The 20,294-nt window shown below is 33.6% G+C and carries 21 protein-coding genes; 6 read left to right on the plus strand and 15 right to left on the minus strand.

Going from position 1 to position 20,294, the window contains the following annotated elements:
- Positions 1-89: 89 nt before the first annotated feature.
- On the plus strand, positions 90-1,310 hold the full coding sequence (locus tag B0A68_RS09950; protein WP_035689175.1) for a PQQ-dependent sugar dehydrogenase: 1,221 nt from the start codon (positions 90-92) through the stop codon (positions 1,308-1,310).
- Positions 1,311-1,577: 267 nt separating this feature from the next.
- Positions 1,578-2,783 carry an outer membrane protein assembly factor BamB family protein gene (locus B0A68_RS09955; RefSeq protein ID WP_035689173.1) on the plus strand — a complete coding sequence of 402 codons (1,206 nt, stop codon included), beginning with the start codon at positions 1,578-1,580 and terminating at the stop codon, positions 2,781-2,783.
- Between the two features lie 64 nt (positions 2,784-2,847).
- On the opposite strand, the gene B0A68_RS09960 is transcribed toward B0A68_RS09955, so the two are convergent.
- The 10 genes from B0A68_RS09960 to B0A68_RS10005 all read right to left on the minus strand — a co-directional run bounded on the left by B0A68_RS09960 (position 2,848) and on the right by B0A68_RS10005 (position 9,868).
- Positions 2,848-3,459, minus strand: a complete 612-nt coding sequence (locus B0A68_RS09960) for a thioredoxin family protein (RefSeq protein WP_035689170.1) — start codon at positions 3,457-3,459, stop codon at positions 2,848-2,850.
- A 3-nt stretch (positions 3,460-3,462) separates the two neighbouring features.
- Entirely contained in the window at positions 3,463-3,939 is a 477-nt protein-coding gene (locus B0A68_RS09965; protein WP_035689162.1) for a TlpA disulfide reductase family protein, read from the minus strand.
- A gap of 315 nt (positions 3,940-4,254) precedes the next feature.
- Complete coding sequence (locus B0A68_RS09970) at positions 4,255-4,917, minus strand: Imm19 family immunity protein (RefSeq protein ID WP_035689158.1); 663 nt, start codon at positions 4,915-4,917, stop codon at positions 4,255-4,257.
- Positions 4,910-5,500: a hypothetical protein gene (locus B0A68_RS09975; RefSeq protein ID WP_035689155.1), complete on the minus strand. Its 591-nt coding sequence runs from the start codon at positions 5,498-5,500 to the stop codon at positions 4,910-4,912. Before B0A68_RS09975 ends, B0A68_RS09970 begins: the two co-directional genes overlap by 8 nt.
- Before the next feature lie 15 nt (positions 5,501-5,515).
- Positions 5,516-6,268, minus strand: a complete 753-nt coding sequence (locus B0A68_RS09980; protein ID WP_035689152.1) for a DKNYY domain-containing protein — start codon at positions 6,266-6,268, stop codon at positions 5,516-5,518.
- A gap of 12 nt (positions 6,269-6,280) precedes the next feature.
- Positions 6,281-7,003, minus strand: coding sequence for a DUF1963 domain-containing protein (locus tag B0A68_RS09985; RefSeq protein ID WP_035689150.1), 723 nt, complete (start codon positions 7,001-7,003; stop codon positions 6,281-6,283).
- Positions 7,004-7,028: 25 nt separating this feature from the next.
- Positions 7,029-7,973: a DUF6985 domain-containing protein gene (locus tag B0A68_RS09990; RefSeq protein WP_084679177.1), complete on the minus strand. Its 945-nt coding sequence runs from the start codon at positions 7,971-7,973 to the stop codon at positions 7,029-7,031.
- Positions 7,974-7,991: 18 nt separating this feature from the next.
- Complete coding sequence (locus tag B0A68_RS09995; RefSeq protein ID WP_051892871.1) at positions 7,992-8,519, minus strand: hypothetical protein; 528 nt, start codon at positions 8,517-8,519, stop codon at positions 7,992-7,994.
- A gap of 48 nt (positions 8,520-8,567) precedes the next feature.
- The gene (locus B0A68_RS10000) at positions 8,568-9,251 is read right to left on the minus strand and encodes a hypothetical protein (RefSeq protein WP_084679192.1); all 684 of its coding nucleotides are present in this window, start codon (positions 9,249-9,251) and stop codon (positions 8,568-8,570) included.
- Between the two features lie 20 nt (positions 9,252-9,271).
- Complete coding sequence (locus B0A68_RS10005; RefSeq protein ID WP_035689141.1) at positions 9,272-9,868, minus strand: SMI1/KNR4 family protein; 597 nt, start codon at positions 9,866-9,868, stop codon at positions 9,272-9,274.
- Between the two features lie 431 nt (positions 9,869-10,299).
- Between B0A68_RS10005 and B0A68_RS10010 the strand changes: the two genes are divergently transcribed.
- The 3 genes from B0A68_RS10010 to B0A68_RS10020 are packed head-to-tail and all read left to right on the plus strand — an operon-like array spanning position 10,300 to position 11,428.
- The gene (locus B0A68_RS10010) at positions 10,300-10,665 is read left to right on the plus strand and encodes a hypothetical protein (protein ID WP_051892867.1); all 366 of its coding nucleotides are present in this window, start codon (positions 10,300-10,302) and stop codon (positions 10,663-10,665) included.
- 55 nt (positions 10,666-10,720) lie between these two features.
- Entirely contained in the window at positions 10,721-11,119 is a 399-nt protein-coding gene (locus B0A68_RS10015; protein WP_035689140.1) for a hypothetical protein, read from the plus strand.
- A gap of 33 nt (positions 11,120-11,152) precedes the next feature.
- Positions 11,153-11,428: a hypothetical protein gene (locus B0A68_RS10020; protein WP_035689138.1), complete on the plus strand. Its 276-nt coding sequence runs from the start codon at positions 11,153-11,155 to the stop codon at positions 11,426-11,428.
- Positions 11,429-11,528: 100 nt separating this feature from the next.
- On the opposite strand, the gene B0A68_RS10025 is transcribed toward B0A68_RS10020, so the two are convergent.
- From B0A68_RS10025 to B0A68_RS10045, 5 genes are all read right to left on the minus strand, one after another.
- The gene (locus B0A68_RS10025; RefSeq protein WP_035689135.1) at positions 11,529-11,897 is read right to left on the minus strand and encodes a SpoIIAA family protein; all 369 of its coding nucleotides are present in this window, start codon (positions 11,895-11,897) and stop codon (positions 11,529-11,531) included.
- A gap of 240 nt (positions 11,898-12,137) precedes the next feature.
- A complete protein-coding gene (locus B0A68_RS10030; protein ID WP_035689132.1) occupies positions 12,138-13,907 on the minus strand; it encodes a RagB/SusD family nutrient uptake outer membrane protein in 1,770 nt (589 codons plus the stop codon).
- A gap of 6 nt (positions 13,908-13,913) precedes the next feature.
- On the minus strand, positions 13,914-17,201 hold the full coding sequence (locus B0A68_RS10035; RefSeq protein ID WP_035689129.1) for a SusC/RagA family TonB-linked outer membrane protein: 3,288 nt from the start codon (positions 17,199-17,201) through the stop codon (positions 13,914-13,916).
- Positions 17,202-17,272: 71 nt separating this feature from the next.
- Positions 17,273-18,196, minus strand: a complete 924-nt coding sequence (locus B0A68_RS10040) for a FecR family protein (RefSeq protein WP_035689126.1) — start codon at positions 18,194-18,196, stop codon at positions 17,273-17,275.
- Between the two features lie 83 nt (positions 18,197-18,279).
- On the minus strand, positions 18,280-18,804 hold the full coding sequence (locus B0A68_RS10045; protein ID WP_035689123.1) for an RNA polymerase sigma-70 factor: 525 nt from the start codon (positions 18,802-18,804) through the stop codon (positions 18,280-18,282).
- A 268-nt stretch (positions 18,805-19,072) separates the two neighbouring features.
- Here B0A68_RS10045 and B0A68_RS10050 point away from each other — a divergent pair, with 268 nt between their 5' ends.
- Entirely contained in the window at positions 19,073-20,140 is a 1,068-nt protein-coding gene (locus B0A68_RS10050) for a phosphatidylinositol-specific phospholipase C1-like protein (protein ID WP_035689121.1), read from the plus strand.
- Positions 20,141-20,294: the final 154 nt, after the last annotated feature.

Genomic DNA, 20,294 nt, shown 5'->3' on the forward strand with positions numbered 1-20,294 from the left:
TTTTTAAACGGCCTCAGTTACAGAGAAAAGTACCCTTCAATGTGTTCGATAATGCGAAAATTTATTTTTAACATTAAATCGAAAACATTATGATAATCAAAAAAAGTATTATCCTTCTTTCGGGCGTTCTTGCCTTAGCCAGTTGTTCTAATAACGACTCAAACGACATCACAATTCCAACAGGACCTCCAGTAGAAACCAATCCTGCTAACACTACTTATAAACCTGCTTTTTCTGGACAGACACGTGCAAACAGCACTCAGACTACTACAGAATATGAAGCAAAGGTATTAACGAGTACTCTTAGTGCACCTTGGGGACTAACCAGCCTTCCGGACGGAAGACTTCTTGTAACACAAAAATCCGGAACCCTTCGTATTGTTACGACAGTAGGAGTTGTAGGAAATCCGATTACGGGATTACCAGCTGTAAATGCGGCAGATCAGGGAGGATTATTAGGGTTATGCATCGATCCTGCTTTTACTACAAATCGTATGGTTTACTGGGTATTTTCTGAAGTTGTTTCTGGCGGTAATATTACGGCTGTAGCCAAAGGTAAATTGGCGGCTAATGAAGCTGCAATAGAAAACGCAACAGTAATTTACAGATCAAACACACCGCACAGCAGTACGCTTCATTATGGCGGACGTATTCTTTTTGATGCTGCCGGAAATCTTTTTGTAAGTACAGGAGAACGTTCATCAATTGATGCACGTCCTTTGGCACAATCTGTTACGAGCAGTTTAGGTAAAATTATTAGAATTACTACGAATGGACAAGCTGCATCTGGAAACCCAACTTTTTCTCAAACTGGCGCTTTATCAGAACTTTATAGTATTGGTCACAGAAATCCGCAGGGATTGGCAATTCATCCGGCAACAGGCGAATTATGGCAGAGCGAACACGGACCTCGAGGCGGTGACGAACTGAACCGTATTAAAGCCGGAGCAAATTACGGCTGGCCGATTATTACGTACGGAATTGAATATGCAGGTCCAAAAATTGGAGATGGAATTCAACAGAAAGAAGGCATGGAACAGCCTGTATATTACTGGGATCCTGTTGTTTCTCCGAGTGGTATGACATTCTACAAAGGAAATCGTGTTCCTGAATGGCAGAATAATCTATTTATTGGTTCATTAAGCGCTACGCATATTGTTCGCTTGGTTTTTAAAGACAATAAAGTCATTGGCGAAGAAAGATTACTGGCGAGTGAAGGACAACGTTTTAGAGATGTTACTCAAGGTAAAGATGAAGCACTTTATGCTGTAACAGATCAGGGAAGACTTTATAGAATTGATAAAAAATAATCATTTCTGCACCTAAAAAAACAGGCTGTTTCGCAAGTTGTGAAACAGCCTGTTTTTTTGTTTTCTACTCTAGGTTCAATAAGACGAAGGTTTCAAATATTCGAACTTATTACTTCTAAAACGCTATAATAATTTTTCACTATATTTGACCTGTATATTAGTTTATTTTTTAATTTAAAATACTGAATTTCAATACATTAACTAATATTATTCATTTTTTCACTTTTACTAAAAAAGAAATTCAATTATCAAATCAAAATTTTAAAGATGAGAAAAAAACTAATAACGCTTTTATTTGTATTTACGATTATAAATATATTTGGGCAGACATCGGCATCGTCAAAGTCTGGCAAAAATAATTATTCTAATAATAAAGTTTTAACGGCTAATGATGTGGTGACTAATAAAGTCATTAATACGCTTAAAAAAGTTCCGTTAGAGGCAAATTCTGTCTTAATTTATGACTACGACGGCTCTCTTATGTCCTTCAATTTAGACTCCGAACAATTTAACTGGACAGTAAAAGCAACAGATTCTAATACTGAAATGTGTGCCAATCAGGTAACGCTGCAAGATGGAGTTATATATATTCCTTTTATCAACGGTGAGATTTTTGCAATTGATAATAAAACGGGTGCCGTTTTTTGGAAATCAAGGCTGGGGAATATTACCGATCAAATTATTCTAAAAAATCAAATTCCGGTTATCAATGATGGAAAATTGTTTATCACTACTCAAAACCCGAATAATAACCTTTATGCCCTTGATATCAAAGACGGCAGTTTAATATGGAATTATAAGCTGGAATCTTCAAATAATGATAATCCGGTTCTCTTTTTTGACAACAAAATTTTTACCCAAAGTGCATCCAATTTCTATAGTTTTGATGCCAATACAGGAAAACTTCTTTACCAAAAAGCGTTTGATGAAGTGATGTCTGGTAAACCTGTAACAGATGGTGAAAATGTATTTATAGCAAATGATAAAGATGTAGTTTTTGCTTTAAACTCTGGCACATTAGATATTTTATGGCAATTTAAACTAGAAGAAAATCAGCACAACATTAAGGAACGTATATTCTGCAAAGACAAAAAGGTTTATTTTGCTGCGCAGGGCGAATCAGCTTCTTCTATATACGCTGTTGATTCTAAAACAGGAACTCAGATATGGAAAAGAGATTTTAAAGAGGACAATATCGATTATATTATTGAAGAAAGTGATAATATTTGGGGCTATACCCGCAAAAAGAAATTGTTTCAATTAGACATTACGAATGGTGAAATTGCATTTGAAACAAAATTAACAACTAAGCCGATTTCTAATCTTGAATTTCCGAATGATGATTCGTTGTTTTACTATTCTGATGCTGCTTTAATTCAATTTGAATTTGCAACCAAAGACGAAAACGACATTTATCTGCGAACTTCTATTAAGGACGATCCTTACAGCGCCTATCTAAAAATAATTAGATAATAACAAAAAAAAAAAATCCGTCTCATTACTGAGGCGGATTCTTTTTTTGAACACTATTTTTAAATTATGCTTTTGCTTTTCTTTTTACAGTACAACCAATTTCTTTAGTTGCAGTAACCGCTGGTTTTTTATCACTTTTAAGTGCTGCAATTGCATCTTCTGCGTATTTAGTTTTTTCTGTTTTAGTTCCTTCCGGATCATTGTCGATAGCGCCTACATATTCTATAATATTTCCGTTTGCCGTTTTAGAAACAATAAAAAGATGAGGTGTATGTTTTGCCCCGTATTGATCGGTAATCAACTGTCCCTGATCAAATAAATACGGAAAAGAATATTTTTTCTCTTTTGCCAAAGCCTGCATTTTATCAAAACTATCTGCTTTTGAGGCTTCTGGATCATTTGGATTAATTGCAATTACGGGATAACCCTGAGATTTGAATTTCTTATCCAATTCTAAAATTCGCTGCTCATATGCTACTGCGTACGGACATGTATTGCAGGTAAAAACCACAATAAAGCCTTTTGCTTTTGGAAAACTTGCAAAAGAAATTTCTTTGTTGTCTACATTTTTCAGTTTAAAATCCGGAGCCTTATCGCCTGCTTTTAAAGTGACACTTTGTGCCTGAGCAATAAAGGCAGAAAGCGCTAATACCAATAATAAAATTATTTTTTTCATAGTTTACAGTTTTTTATATTCAGTTAATAATTGTTCGTATGTCAATTCGGTTTCTACAAATTTTCGCTGTCCTCCTTTTATAAAAAGCGTGGCCGGAATACTTCCAGACCAGGAAGGATCAATTCTGTCAATATATTTTTGCGGATCACTTTCGTCTAAAAGAAAGACTTCGTTTTTGAGGTTTTTTCTCTTCACAAACGGAATCACAGCGGTATTAAATTTCGATTTAAAATCGACACTTACCAAAAGAACGGCTAGTTTTTCTGATTTATATTCGCTCTGCAGTTTTTCAAAATGCGGTAATTCTTTGATGCAGGGCGCGCACCAGGTTGCCCAAAAACTGACCACATAAGTACTGTCTTTTCCCTTTTTGATCCTTTCCTGAAGCTGATCGATTTTTATAAGTTTCACTTTCTGACTGTAAGCCGAAACTGAAAAAACACCAAATAGAAACATATAGAAAAAAGACTTGATTTTCATGGGTAGAATTCTTTAGGATTAATTTGTGCCTTACAAATATAAACCAATACATTTTTAGTTTATGTTAATGAAAATTTAATAGCTGTAAACACGTTGTGTGCAATTATTTTCAACACATAGTCCCGATCCCGAAACTTCGGGACGGGATAGTTTTTTGAAGATTTAAAAAAGGTGTTTCACTAATCTAAATGCATATAGTTAACTATGTGTGGCAACTTGTTTCTTTTAATCTCTTTTTCTACATAAAAACCTATTTCTATGTGTTAAAGTTTTTTCTATAAACCCAACAGATTAGCAATAATATTTCTGCTGCATTTAAAAACGCTGCTTCATAAAAGAAGACATAATTTTGTTTAATTCTATAACATCTTCCTGATAGCGCGGATATGTTGTTACGTTTCTCAAACTGTGGTTTTGAATATTTGTAAGACCTGTTTCTGGTGTTTCATTAAATGAAGATTCCATTATTAAACCATTTAAAATACAAGTTGCAATATACTCTGAATGTGTTTCAAAATGCGGAATCGTGTTTAAATGCTTTATAATAATTGGCTTTAAAACAAGTCTCTCACTTTCTTGTATTCCGGTCATTGGCAAGAATAGAAGAAACACATTTGGATATTTTTCAAAAGCTAATAATTCATCTAAGGTAAAAAACCAAGCTTCAAAATGTCCTCCCAAATTTCCGATGTAAATATCATTCAGGAAAAAATTGATTTCATATTCCTGAAATTCAATAGCATAATTAAAATTATCCGTAAGCTTTTCCGAAATGTATCTTGGGTTTTCTTCTATATCTTCTTCATTGAGAAACAATCTTTCCCATTCGTAAGCTTTAGTTTCATCAGTTTGTACAACTTCCAAAACCTCATCAATATTTAATTCCTCTTTTTCATCGTATCCTCTTGACCAGCAGAAATAAAACTTCCAGAAAAAGGTATTATTATGCAGCTCTTCAATTTGTATCTGTTTATTCATGTTCTTCAACTTTAAACGGATAATTAAAATCGGCTGTATAGGCTGGTTTTTCTCCAGAAGGTTTTAACACAAACTCAAAAGTAGGTTCCATACTTTCAAATTCTTTTATTTCGCCTGAAACTGTTTCTATTTCTATCTTCTGCTGAGTTAATCCTGCTAAAATTGAAACTGAATACCAGCCGTTTGGCAATTCAATTGTGGCATGTTTAAACTGTTTTAAGGCTTCGACTTTAGCTGCTGTAAAATCTCTTAAATACGGAATCGTATACAGATAAATTCTATTATTTACGACCTCTAGACAATATCCGTCACGCTGATGCTGCACTTCATTTTCAGGTTTTAATAATTCAGGCATTTCGTCAGACAAATTGAAATAAACTGTATAAGGATAATTTTCAACGCCTATCATTGGCACCATTATACCTTGTTCTACAACCTGATCTCCTGTTTCCTCAGTAGTGAATTCGGTTAACAGATCATCTGGTAAATTATTTTCTATTTTATACTGCAGCAGATAATCTGGATCTCCTAAAATGAAATAATCCATTAAATCGTTTAGTACTTCGTCGAATTTGTATTTCATGCGATTTAATTTTAATTAGAGTTTGGTTCGTTTTCCCATATAATAACGGTATTCCTGATCGAATGCGTATCCTCTTTCCTCTATAACTTTAAAATAAAAATCATGTATACTTTTGGTTTTAATCACTTTAACCTCATCACTTATCGTTCTGATAAAATAGGCATATTTTTTATCTTTAGCATAAAAGGTATTATCGCATTCCAAATAATAAGTGCCGTCTAAACAAGCCTCCAGAACCTCAAAAGTCTGGGGATCGGCTTCTGAAATTATATTTCCTTTAAAGAAAACATGCTCTTTATCCAAAGCCAGATTTCCAATTAATTCCGGGTATGGGATTTTAAAAGATTTCAAATCCACATTTTCAACCCGCTTTACATCTCCAAAGTACAACTGATTCTCAACCTGAATGTAATACCCATTGAGATGTTTTGCTTTACTCAAATCAAAAGGCATTTTCTCGTTGTGACGGTAATAAGTTCCATTAGAAAAAGTATATCCTTTTTTAATATCTACTACATTAAAATCATTCGGTTTTGCATCTTCAACAATAGTAAAACTGCTAAAGGCGCTTTGTATATAAATATGCTTTTTGTCTGCAAAATAAATCGTCGAAGCAAATCCATCAGTATTTTGTGCTGCATTGGAAGCTATAATACTAAACGATTCAAAGTCAATTGTTTTATAGAACTTTTTAAACACTTCGCTGTCATAGCAAAGGATAAATTTATTATCGATGATTTTGTAGCCGTGGCCTAAATCCTTGATCATAGGAATGTTTTTTTACGATTGTCCCCAGTGAAAGATGCAATTATCAAAATTTAAAGCTTTAAGATCGTTTTTATCAATTAAGACACTAAACACACCTTCATCGTTAAATCCGTTTTCTCCAATCTGCAAAAGCACCACTTTATCTGAATTGACTACTTCTAATATTTGCTTTTCCTGATACTGGCAATGTGTAAAAATACCGAAGATTTTGGAGGTTTCGCTTCCTGCAAAGTAGTCCCAGAGCAAACCGTCTTCATTTGTATATTCTTCTTCGTCTTCATATTCCGGTTCACGGTAACGGTCTGAAAGTTTTTCTATTGAAGGAATTGCTTCTTTTATCAGTACTCCTTCAAAAAAATTATCTTCATGGTCTTTTACTACTCTCACCAATTCGTTGTTATCGAGATCTGCGTAAACGACAAGACCTTTATCTTCCATAATGTCAGCAAAAAAAAATAAATGTCCCGATTTAGGCAAAAGTTCCGATTTGTCGTGCAGTGCAATTTGTTTTAAATCCAACTGGCCGGCAAAACGTAAATCATTAGGATATTCAAAATCTTTTGGAAGATCTGCAATTGGTCCGCCGTAACGGGAATGCCCTAACGGAATTTCTATTGTGCCGGCTTTTACCAGCGTGCCGTCTTTTAACAAAATATCAGGCATTTTTAAACTGTCTCCGTAATAATGTTTTGCTTCAGGGCGTAATTCTATAATATCAAAAATTTCTTGTTTCATCTGGTTCAATTTTATGATGCATTTATTATTCCTTTTTCTTCATATCTTCCTCTGCAATCCACGTTAAGAATGCGGTATCGGCACCTCCTATTTCAACAATTCTGTCTTTATGTGTCATAACTCCCAAACCATGTTCACTATCCCACGAGCAGGAGAAAAGAAAACCTATGTATGGCAGATCGTCTTTAAAAACAGATGTAATATAAACTGTTGTTGGCGATATCAGATTGGCGAAATCTTTTGTTTCGGTAACGTCAGGCATAAAATCAGGTTTGTCTTTTTCGCTGTAGTCATATCTTTTCTTCCATTCCGGATATACTTTCAACAATGCTGTTAAAATACTTTCGAGTATTTCCTTTTGATTGTTTTCCAGATAGTCGATTCCGTTTTCATGTTCTTCGCTAATTTCTTCTTCCTCTTCATCATCAAATAAGATTTCACATTGAACAGCTTTTTCTTCATCAAAAAAAGACTGCCATTCTTCTAATGCAGGAGATTCAAAAAAATCATCGTATTCTTCTTCTTCCTGTCTAGTAAGTTCACGCGGATTTTCTAAATGTTTATTGAAAAATTCATAGCAAAATGGTGCTCTGGTAAAAATATAATCGGGATTTTCGTTATAGCATAAATAGAAATATTCCAATGCTTTTTCTTCATTTCCACATTCTAGACAGCATTGCCCTTTGTAATAATTTTTAATGTAATCGGGATTTCGATCTGAAGCCGAATGACGATCATTGATTTCCAGCCAGCGCATCATATTTGGGAAATCTTTTGCCCAGATATATTCATTGCTCATTCTGCCTGCAATGATATAAGCCTGATAAATGTTGTATTTTTCATCATCGGCTTCTGCCCACTTCTCTTCTATAAAATTGATGAGATCTTCTGTCGTCAGGGTGTTTTTCTTCAAAGAAAATTTATCTAAGAAAGTTGATATCTCCTCTATTATGTTTGCTGCGTTTGACATATTTTTTGCTTTAGTCAATCAGATTTCAAACGGATAATTATCCAATAATGATATACTAATTTCTCTTAATTTGTTTTTGTATTCCGTTTTAATCTCCTCACTTATTTCCTCTTCAGCATCATAATATTGGTCGAATTGCTTATTGAGATAAGCAAACTGAAGCCATTTCTCAAAATTCAATCCTAAATACATAAAGTTTTGAATACTCACTTCTTCGTGATTATGATCGTAGAAATAAACTTTATGTTTATCATCAAAAAGCCAATAATCTCCTTGTCCGTTTTGGGCAAAAAACCAGAATTTTTCAATTGTTTCTTTTGCATTTTCTGACCAATAATTCGCATAAGCAAATTCTTTAGTTTCGTTAAAAGACCGTACACTATCGAACAAAATACATTCAGACGAAATCTCAATGGTTTTAATGTGAGTCACAATCTCAATATAGAACGGATCAAATGGAAAGGACACCGATTTAGGAAAATTTCTAACCGATACTTTGCTTGATAAAAGATCACCTTTTATTTCGTTTAAAGCTATATTTTTCAAAGTAATAACAATTCTTAAAGTTTGAAATCTTCTTATATTACAAAAAAATTAATCTTCTTCTTCGTCATCATCATATGAAAGATAAGACCAATCAATATCTATTTGTTCTAAAATATAATCAAAACGTTCTTGATCGCTTGTTCCAATAAAAACGGCGACGCAATTTTGATTTTGATCAAATGACAAACTGATTACGTCATAAAAATCATTTGTATAGTTTTTTTGTTTTTCCCAACTAATCTCAGGTATAAAATTCCAGTTAGTTTCAAAATCCTTTAAAATTTCCGAAATTATTTCTCCAAAATAATTTCCATTATACTTTAAGCCTCCAAAAGTTCCATTATAAATTGCCATTGACAAAAAAAAGTCTTCTAATGTCTGAGTTTCTAGAATCCAATCAGATTTTTCAATTGTACCGTAATTTCCATAAACTGGTGGATTGTCGAGTTTTAAATCATCTTTTTTAATTCCCCAAATAGCAACGTTCTGATTCTCTTCATAAATAACTAAAAAATTATCTTCTGAAAATTCAATTTCTTCAGGTTTCATCAATCGGTTATAGTGATAATTAAGATTTTCTTCCCTGCCTAATTCCAAGTAATATTCTTTAAGTCTTGCTGGAATTAGTGTTGCCAATTTTTTTTCAAGTTGAAGAATTTCAGCTTCAGAAAATCCGTAGTTTTCCTTTTCCGAAAGTGCGTAAAGGCGTTTAATTTTTTGGATATAATTCATTAAGATTTTTTTTGGAAGGTTTAATATCTCCATTTTCTAACTATTTTTTCTCCCACTAAATCGGAGACAATTTCTTCTGTCCACTTGTCAATTTCCCTGCTTTCAGAAAAATCATTTTGCGCAAAAATGAGACAGCCTTTAAGGTAATCGTCAACAGTATCAAAAATTTTAGTTAGATAAGGTTTGCTATCATGATCGTAGTAGTAAATTTCTTTTGTCTCGCTATGAAAACAAAACATATTTCCGTTTCCTAAATAATCGCTGAAAGAAATTAAATACGGCAAAAGCTTCTTGTCTTCTTCTGTAAAATCAGGACCATATTGCGGTGCATCTGCCCAGATCCCTTTTATCCAATCTACTTCCTCAAAATCCTGAAGCTGTTCGCCAATATCTGCAATACCGAATGTCTCGTAAAATAATTTTAGATTTTCTGGTAAAGAGGTTCCCAATTTTTTTTCAAGGTTAAAAATTTCTTCTTTTGAAATTGTTTTTTTCAAATCATCTCCGTAATTATCGGCAATAGATTCGATGATTTTTTTGGTATTAACAGTCCAGTCCGAATCTCCAATTTTACTAAAAGGAATCAGTATATCTTCTTTTTTGTTTATTTCAATCATAGCTTTGGCTTATATATTTACCAAACGTGAAAATACATAAATACTTGTAAGATTACAATTAAGAGCTACTAGTTTGATAACATTTTATTTAAGATATTCTGAAAATATAATGCTGTTCAATAAATATTAGTTTAGTCAAATATGTTCCAAAATTAACGCCGCAGCACAATCTATTGCCTGCATTATAATCTTTTCTGCGTCCCCTTTAAACTCATAACGCTTTGCTGTTTGTTAGTTTGGAAATATGATATGAAGAAATATTGTTCCGACTGGTTTTGATGCAGTTTCGCTCCCGCCCGGAGTAATTTTAAGATTATACTTATATTTTGCACAACTGAAAATTATACAAATTCAAACAAAAGTTCTATAAAACTTTAATCTTATTGTCTGAGTAAATTTGTGAAAGACGCTAAATTAAATAAAGATATTTTATGGAAAACTATAATCAAAATTACGATCAGAACTCTTATAATTTCGAATATCAAGACACAATGACCCTAACAGAAATAGAGGAAATCTATACTAAAGGTTATGATTACGATCAATTTCAGGAAGATTTTATAGATGCTAAATACGAAACGAGTGCATTTAGAAACGAAAACATTCCGAACGAAGAAAGAATCATCAATGAAGATGATTTGATTACAAACGATGAGGAAAAAAATGATTCTGAAGAAGATCATGAGTCGGATGAACTTGATTATGAAAATGATTTAGAAAAAGATGGTGATCTTGATGATAATGATGCTTTAGAAGAAGCTGATGAACATTTTCCTGAAAATCATCCCAGAGAATAATAAACTAATCGTTTTTCCGTTTAACCGTTAACTCAATTTCTAAAACATCAGTTTTATGGATATTGTAACTCAAATTATCTGGCTGTTTGTTTTAGCAATTCCGATTGCATGTATAAGCTGGACTGTTACGCATGAAGAAATTTTTAGAGAACCGCACGAATGGTGTGTAGAACGCTCAAAAAACGGGCGATACATTTTATCACGAAAGTTCTTTTATCTTTTTACCTGCGAATATTGTTTCAGCCATTACATTACAATTGCTTTTCTTGTTCTCTGCGATTATAAGCTGCTGATAGAAGATTTTAGAGGTTATATCATAGCCGGATTTGCACTGGTTTTTGTAGCCAACCTGTATATGAGTCTTTTTGCTCTCTTACGACAGGCTATTAAAAAAGAAAAGGTAGAAATTGTAAAAATTGAGACTGAAACTGAAGTTGAAAAACAATCTATATAAAATACAATACGTTAAACTAAACAAATTACTATCATGGAAAATTTAAATTTCATAGACCCACTATTACACGGAATCGTACCAGATACAATACAAAAATCGACTTTAAACCTTTCTGTTAAACAAATGGTTTTGGCAGGAGTTGGTTCTCTAGTTGCAGGAGCTGTTCTAAAAAAAGCGGGACATGGCAAAACAGGTGCACTTGTTGGTTCTTTTGCTTTACCAATTTTTGCTTCTGCATTGTACAAAAAATTTGCTGACAGACCAAAAGACGAAAGCCACATTAGCAGCGGTATAGAATACAATCATTAATAAATTATTATTTTATTTTATCTCCAAAAAAAAGAGCACTTTTTACATAAAAAGTGCTCTTTTTTATATCAGGCTTATTTGATTATACCTGTTTTTCTTCTTAAGAAATATTTCCTTCTACCCAATTTAGTGCTTTATTAAACAATTCCTTTTTAAAACCTCTGAATTCTCCGGGAACTACATAACTAAAACCGTTTGTAAAAGAGATAATTTCGTCTGAATCTGTCACTATAGCGGCTCTGTTCCATTTTCCTAAATGCTTAAGTCCAAGTAAAGCATCCTGAAGCCAGGCACCGGCTGTAAAGTTTTTAATATCAGTGTCTAAAACCAACAAAAAATTAATTTCATCGATTTGTTTTACTAAGTGTTCAACTGCTGGAACAACTACGGCTAAAAAGTCTTCTTTTGTAACTTCTGCTAATGCTCTAAATGCGACAATATTATCTGTAGTATCAATTTGATGTATCATGATATTCGTATTTGAATTAATATTTATTTGCTTTGAATGTTATATACCGATTAAAAGAAAGCGGTTCTTAAATCCTATTCAAAAATAATTACAATAACACATTTTCTATTATATTTTATGATCGGATTCTTACAGAATAACTATCTCAAATAACAACTAAACTACTGTAAAACAATAAATAACAAAAGCCTGTCTCTTTCGAAACAGGCCTTTGTAAAAAAATAAACTAACACAAACTTTTTAATTATATCCTTGATTTTGTTTGAATTCCTTACTCACATCAAGTGTGGACTGCGGAATTGGAAATATTCTTCTGAAAGGCTGAGAAGCTGGCTTAGCGGTTCCTGGCAAATCAAATTTTCCGAAACGAATCATTTGCGGTCTTCTGTAAAGTTCCCAATACAATTCAAAACCTATTTCATTATACAATATGGTTTCATCTATAGCAGTAAGGGATTTTCCAGGAGCATTTCCGTATAATGATTCTCTGTTTCTGCTGGTACGCAATTTATTAAGATCTAATAATGCCAATCCTGTACTTCCGCTTCTAAAATAAGCTTCTGCTCTCATAGTATAAATTCCACCCAAACGGAATAATGGAATATCGACATTACTGTTTCCGTTTCCTCCTTCAGGATCAAATTCATATTTAAAAATACGAGCACCCTGATTGATTTCATTTTGAGCAAAAACCGCCTGAGAAGGATCTTTGAAGGTTAATGATGGCGTAAAATCCATTCTTGTAGTAGTACTTTTTTCCATGTATAATGGAGAAACTTTAATACGTCCGTTAACCATTTCTAACGATCCCGAAGCTAATAAAATTGGTCCGTATTGAGGTCCGGCTACGATTCCTCTTGTAAAGTGAAACCATGGTAAATTGGCGCTCTTAGGCACGATATCTGTTGCAGGAACACTTGGAGTTGTACCGTCGTTTGTAAACCAAGTACCGTCTGAATATTTATACGCCTGATTAAATCTTGGATCATCATGATTATTATCCCATGTAGCATAAAATTCTGGTGTTGTACAAGAAGCATTTGTTCCTCTATTTGCAGCAGAAGTTCTTTGGTTACGCTCCATACATACGTATGCAAAGCTGTTAGAACCATTTCTGATGTAATCTATCTTTTGAGAAATTGCAAAAATAAGCTCCTTTCCATTCTCATTATCTCTTGCGAAGTTTTTGAAATAATCACTTTCTAAACTAAATTTTCCAGAATCAATCAATAAAGAGGTGTAATAAATAACACGATCCATATCTGTTCCTGTACCGCTTACTGCTGTTTCAGTAAAATTAAACTTTGAAGTTGCATTGTAACGGTCTTTTAATGCCGCACGATTTAGATACATTGTACTCAAAAAAGCATAAGCTGCTTGTTTTGTAAATCTTCCGTGGTGCGTTTGCTGCGATCCGATATCGGCCAAATCCGGAATCAAAGCTTCAACATCTGTAATCAATTTATCGATTTGAGTATCTGCTTTTAAAACTTGCAAAGGTGCTTTTGGATTCATTGGATCTCTGTATGGCGCTTGTCCGTACAAGTCTAATGTTGTGTACATATAGTAAGCCAGAAGAGCTTTGGCTTCGGCCAAAAATAATTTCTTTTCCGGAATTGAACTTTCTTCTACAGACTGAATTGCCGTTAGCGAACGCGTGATTCCGTTTGTCAATAAATTCCAGTTGTCTACAATAATGGCATTATCAGGAGCCCATGTAAACTCGTGCATTGCTCTCCATTTTCCTCCGTCTCCCCAGTCACTTCCTCTTGTTGGCAGAATCGCTTCGTCTGTGCTGTATTCCTGCATAGAAAAAACTCCCGAATGATCTACAAAAGTTCTGTCTCCTAATCTGTCATACGCTGCTGCAAGTGCACCTGCAGGATTAGAGGCATCGTCGCCTAAAACCTCATCCAGAACTATTTCGTCCAGATTTGTACAGCTGGCAAATAATCCGATTAAAGAGATTACAGCTGCAATTTTTATATTAAAAAAAGTGTTTGTCTTCATGATAAATTATAATTTTAAAGTTGCTCCAAAACTAAAAGTTCTAGAAGTTGGGTAACTGGCATAGTCAATACCTATAGATTGGTTTCCTTCGCTTGATTTCGGACTGTTGATTAAAGGATCGTATCCTGAATAATTTGTAATGGTAATTAAGTTCTGACCTGTAATAAAAAGAGTCAATCCGTTGATCCAGTTTAATCCTTTTAGATCAAAATTATATCCGATACGAGCGGTATTCAATCTAATGAAATCAGATTTTTCTAAGAATAATGTAGATAAAATTGGAGCATTTGTCGCATTTGCACCAGACTCATAATATCCTGTAGCAACGTTTCTGTCTGATGCTAAGTTGTTTATGTTTAATGCATTTAATCCAGTATTATTCAGCAAATATCCTCCCGTCTGCCCAATGATAGAGAAAGAAAAACTGAAGTTTTTGTATGTCATATCACTGTTTAATCCGTAATAGAAAGTTGGTAAAGCACCTTCTATAATAATTCTGTCGCTGTTATCAATTTTACCGTCTCCGTTTTGATCTTTAAAAACATTTGCTCCATTTGCATCAAAACCAGTATGCTCCAATAAATAGAAAGAACCTGCTGCGTAACCGCTTTTGTAAATATTTGCATTAACACCCGATTGTCCAGGTCCTGAAATTGTTCCTGTAAGGATTTCTGAAACCGGTAAATCTTTAATTTTATTGTTTAAAGTAGCTCCGTTTACATCAACATTCCATTTAAAATCTTTAGAATCCACTAATTTTGAACCAATCATAAACTCAAAACCTTTGTTTACAATTTTACCTCTATTAATATTAGTCCAGATTTTGTCTGTCGGGCTCAAAGGCGGAGATGTAATTTTTAAGATCGCGCCTGTAGTTGTTTTGTTGAAATAATCAAAAGTTCCGTAGAATTTGTCATTCCATAAACTAAAATCAAGACCTAAATTGTATTGTGTTACTACTTCCCACTTTAAATCAGGATTTGGAGTTCTCGTTACACTCACACCGTTTACCAAATTCAAATCATCATATAAATAATATCCGTCTGGACCAGACAAAGAATAGCTGGCTTTTGTAATTTTATTTTCAACTTCCTGGTTTCCTGTTTGTCCCCAGCTCGCTCTTAGTTTTAAACTGTTAAAAGCTTCAACATTTTCTAAGAAACTTTCTTTAGCAATATTCCATCCTAAAGCAAAAGAAGGAAAATATCCGTATTTGTTATTATCACCAAAACGAGTAGAACCATCAGCTCTCATAGAAGCTGTTAAAAGGTATTTATCATTAAAAGTATAATTTAATCTTCCAAAGTAAGACTGCAGTTCGTTTTCCTGAGCGTAACCTGTTGTTCCGGATTGTATTCCTGCAAAACCAGGATTGATAGACGGTTTTATACCCACTCCCTGATTTGCAATTCCGTCGATATTAAAACTAGTTCCAGATCTTTCAAACTTTTGGTATGAAAATCCGCCCAAAGCTTCAATTTTATGTTTGCCTAATAAAACATTATACGTCAGGTAATGTTCAACCAAAGCATTTTTAGAATCAAGATTGTTTTGTACGTATCTCCCTTTTGGATTTAAATCGGTAAGGTTAGGAAAAATAGTTGTATTTCTTTCTGCGATAGAACGGTCGATACCAAGATTTAATTTGTATTCTAAACCTTCAAAAATTCTCAAAGAAGCTTCAAAATTTCCTAAAACTCTTAGCGTACGGGTTTGATCTTCGTAGATACTCAATAAATACGCTGGATTGTAGTGCGCATTCATATTAAAATTAGTGTATTTTCCGTCTGGAGCAAATACAGATCTTGTTGGGTTTGCCATTAAAGTATGTACCAGCAATTGTCCGTTAGAACCTCCGTCGTCACTTGTAGGAACGCCATCATCTTTGGTTTCACTGGCAGTAAGATTGAATTTTAATTTCAAACGTTTATTATCCAGAAAAGATTCGGCAGCGTTGATTCTTCCCGTCATACGTTTAAAGTTGCTGTTTCTAATAATACCTTCCTGATCCAGCTGAGACACAGACGCATAATAGTTTCCTGATTCTGTTTGTTTAGAAAAAGCCAAAGCATTGCTTTTTGTAATAGCTTGTCTAAAAATTACATCCTGCCAATCTGTATTACCGCCGTGATCAAAAGCAGGATCTTTTATCGCTTTTCTGTATTCGTCAGCACTTAAAACATCCAATTTGTTTGCAACAGTTGCAATTCCTAAAGACGTATCGTAAGTCAAAGTTCCGTCTCCTTTTGCACCTTTTTTAGTCGTTACCATAACAACACCGTTAGATCCTCTTGCTCCGTAGATTGCTGCGGCAGATGCATCTTTTAGAACTGTAATAGATTCGATATCACTATTGTTCAAAAAGTTCAACGGATTTTTGGCAGCAGAACTTCCAAAACCAACATTAGATCCAGAAGGACTCACATCATCATTAGACAACGGTATTCCGTCTACCACAAACAAAGGCGTACTTCCGCTTCTGATAGAACCAACTCCTCTAATGGTTACATTTACTCCAGCTCCCGGTTCACCGCTTGTGCTTACTACACGAACTCCGGCTACTTTTCCCTGAATCAAATTATCTGGAGAAATGCTTACTCCTTGTTTAAATTTTGAAGCATCAAGCTGTGTTACTGCACCTGTAACATCTTTCTTGGACTGCTTTCCATAACCTACAACCAAAACTTCGCTCAATTCAGATGTATTTGGCTCCAATTGTATCGTCATGAAACTCTTTTGACCGATTACTGTTTTAGTTTTATATCCTAAATACGAAATCTCCAAAGATCTTCCTTCTTCAACCGTAATTTCAAATTCTCCATCAAAGTTAGTTACAGAAGAATTTTTGGTTGTGGCTTCTAAAATAGTTACACCAGGAATTGGCACATTGTTTTCGTCAACGATTTTTCCTTTTACTTTTATTTTATCCGCTTTTTCAATTTTTGCAGTTTCCTTAACGGCCGCTTTTTGAATCAAAACCAATTTACCGTTTATGCTGTAATTAAAAGCGGCTTTTTTAGAAAGGTCACTCAAAATTGCGGCTACAGATTCATTAGTATAATTTACTGTGTATGAATTGTTATCGGCAATTACAGCCTGACCGTAGCTAAATTTATAATCGGTCTGCTGGCTTAGTTTTGAAAAAATAGAAACAAGTGTAGCTTTTTCTACTTTATTTTTTAAATTTGATTTTTCCAGGGCGTTAGTATTACTGTGTCCATTATAAAATGACAGTAATGCCAGTACTAAAAAGACAATTCTCTTTAGATTTAAATAAGAAAGTTTAAAATACATGATTTAAGTTATTGGTTTTTTTACGATACTTAATTATTAATGGCAGTTGTTCTCAGCAGCTGCTTTTTTTTTTAATTGACTTTTACTATTTCGCCATAAATTTTAAATTTTAGGTTTGTGATATAATTTATTTGGTCTAAAATACTCTCTAGTGATGCGTCTTTCTTTATAAATACGGTCAATGGTGCTGCTAATACTTTTTCGTCAGTATATTGAAATTCAACTCCATATTTATATTGTAAAATAGTGATAACCTGTTTTAGCGTCGTTTCATTCAGCGTTATATCGGTAGTATACCAATTCACCAAATGCGATTTTTCGGCCAATTGTTTGGTTAGTTTATTTCCTTCAAACAAAGCTCCTTCTGTAGGAACCAGATCTACACTCTGCCCTTTTGAAGAAACATTTACCTTTCCTGTTACGACTATCACTTCACATTTTGATTTTGATAACTGAATGTGAAATGAAGTTCCTACCACTCTGGTTTTAATCGCGCCGGACTGAATGATAAAAGGGTGTTTTTTGTCTTTGGCTACTTCAAAAAAAGCATTCCCCTTTAAGAGAGAAACATTTCTATGCTCGCCGCCAAATTTTTCAGGATACTGAAATAATGAGTTTGCTGCCAGATAAATTTTCGAGCCGTCGCTTAATTGGATAGATTTGGGAATCGATGACGTCTTAAATGTTAATTGTTTTTCTGCTGAAACACCTGTTTTGTAGAAAAACCCTAAACCAACAAGAAAAAGAATACTGGCAGCTGCCATATATTTTATAAACGGATTGAAAGTTTTCTTCTTCTCAATTCGAAGCTGAATATTTTCATATATATTTTTTGAAGCTTCAAAAGAACTGCCCATAGAATCATCATCCCAATTTGAGTTTTGATATTCATTTGATGCAAAATCATTTAATAGATTTTCTTCTGCTTCTGAAGTTTTTTTCTGTGAACTTTTATCGATCAGATATTCTAAACTATGCTTAATTCTTTTTACCATAATACTTATTGTTACCTATAAGTACCAGAAAAGTAAAATCGTACTATCCAGAAATATTATGAAACCATTAACAGAAAGTTATCTTAAAAATTATGGTAAAAAATCACGTACGGAAGCAGCCAGGTCAGGTCTTTTAAGCCTTCACGAAGTTGTTTTAATGCTGCAGAAATTTGATTTTTTACGGTTTGTTTAGAAATTCCCAGTTCCTCTGCAATTTGATCAATAGACATATCCTGAAATTTATACATTAATAAAACTTCTTTTCGTTTCTCCGGAAGCTTATCTAATAAAGTATATAATATATCCATTAATTCGGGATCAATAGACGAAAAGTGATCTATAATATAATCTTCAAATTTATCTTCTAAAATCGTCTTGTCAAACCGATTATTCTGGTAATGCTTAAAAACCTGATTTTTTACCGCACGAAACAAATACGGCTCAATTGCATTTATATTCAGTTCTTCTTTGCGTTCCCATAAATCGACAAAAACATCCTGAACAATATTCTGTGCCAAGTCTTTATCCTGAGTCATCGTATACGAAAATGCATTTAGCTTTTTCCAGTAATTAGTATACGTTTGATTAAAAATTTCAGGATTCATCATAAGTAAATAGACTCGTATTATTAGATGTAAATTAATAAAACGAAATACTATTATTTTTTTCCTCAAGGTTAACTTTTAATTAAATAAAGAATTCATTTGTTTTAATAATACTATTATTTTACAGCAAAAATGACAATTGCATTCCGTTTTGTTTTTATTTTAGTAACATAGAAATCAAAAACTGAATCTAAATTAGTATTCACATAAAAGGCAGAATTCTCAGCTCTCCCATCCCCCATTTATTTACACCATTTTTCAAACTCAAATTATGAAACAAATTCTGTTTACATTATTTCTTGCCGGCACTATACACTGCAGTGCTCAGGTACAAAACGACAATATAAAAATCAATCAGATACAAGTAATTGGTTCGCACAATAGTTACAGACAGGCGATAGAAACCGATTTGTATAATATGATTCAGGCAAAAGATACTTCGCGTTCTCTAAAAGGTTTGCAATACACGCACATTGGGATTACAGAGCAATTAAACAAAGGATTGCGAAACTTAGAAATTGATGTTTTTGCCGATTCAAAAGGCGGTAAATATGCACATCCAAAAGGCTTAGATATTGCAAAATCGCAACAGGCATATGATCCAGATGGTTTAATGAAAAAATCTGGTTTTAAGGTTTTTCATATGCCGGATATCGATTTTAGAACGTCTTGCTATACTTTTGAAATCTGTCTACAGGAACTTAAAAAGTGGTCTGATGCCAATCCCGGCCACGTTCCGGTTTTTATTACACTCGAACCAAAAGACGGGGATGCTAATTTCTTCGGAACCAAACCGGAAGATTTTACACCCGAAGTTTTTGATGCTTTAGATAAAGTTATTTTTAAAGAATTAGGAAACAGTAAATTAATCACGCCGGATATGGTGAGAGGAAAATATAAAACACTGGAAGAAGCTGTACTAAACAACAATTGGCCGACAATGAAAAAAGCAAAAGGAAGATTCTTTTTTCTATTAGATAATAATGGTGCCAAAAGAGATTTGTATGCCCTGAACCATCCTTCTCTAAAAGGCCGTGCCGTTTTTATCAATGCCGAACCCGGAAAACCAGAAGCCGCAGCACTGTTTAGAAATAATTCTGAAGATCCTGAAATTGCAGCTTTAGTACAAAAAGGATACATCATAAGAACGAGAGCCGATTCTGATACCAAAGAAGCACGCGCCAATGATTATTCGCATTTTGAAGCTGCAAAAAAATCTGGTGCACAAATTATTACGACAGATTATTACCTGCCGAGCACTATTTTTAATTCGCCTTATCAGATTAAATTTGATGATAATACTTATGTAAGACCTAATCCAGTAACTGGAGGGAAATAAGTTTTTTTTGTTTCAAGTTTTAAGTTTCAGGTTTCAGGTTTAATATTGAAATTTAACCGCAAGGCACGCTAAAATTTTTATTTCAGCTTTATTTGCATAAACACAAAATTCGCAAAGCTTCATCTATATAGCTTTGCGAACTTTATATTTTTAT

It is taken from the genome of Flavobacterium reichenbachii (assembly GCF_002217435.1).
Taxonomy (GTDB): Bacteria; Bacteroidota; Bacteroidia; order Flavobacteriales; family Flavobacteriaceae; genus Flavobacterium; species Flavobacterium reichenbachii.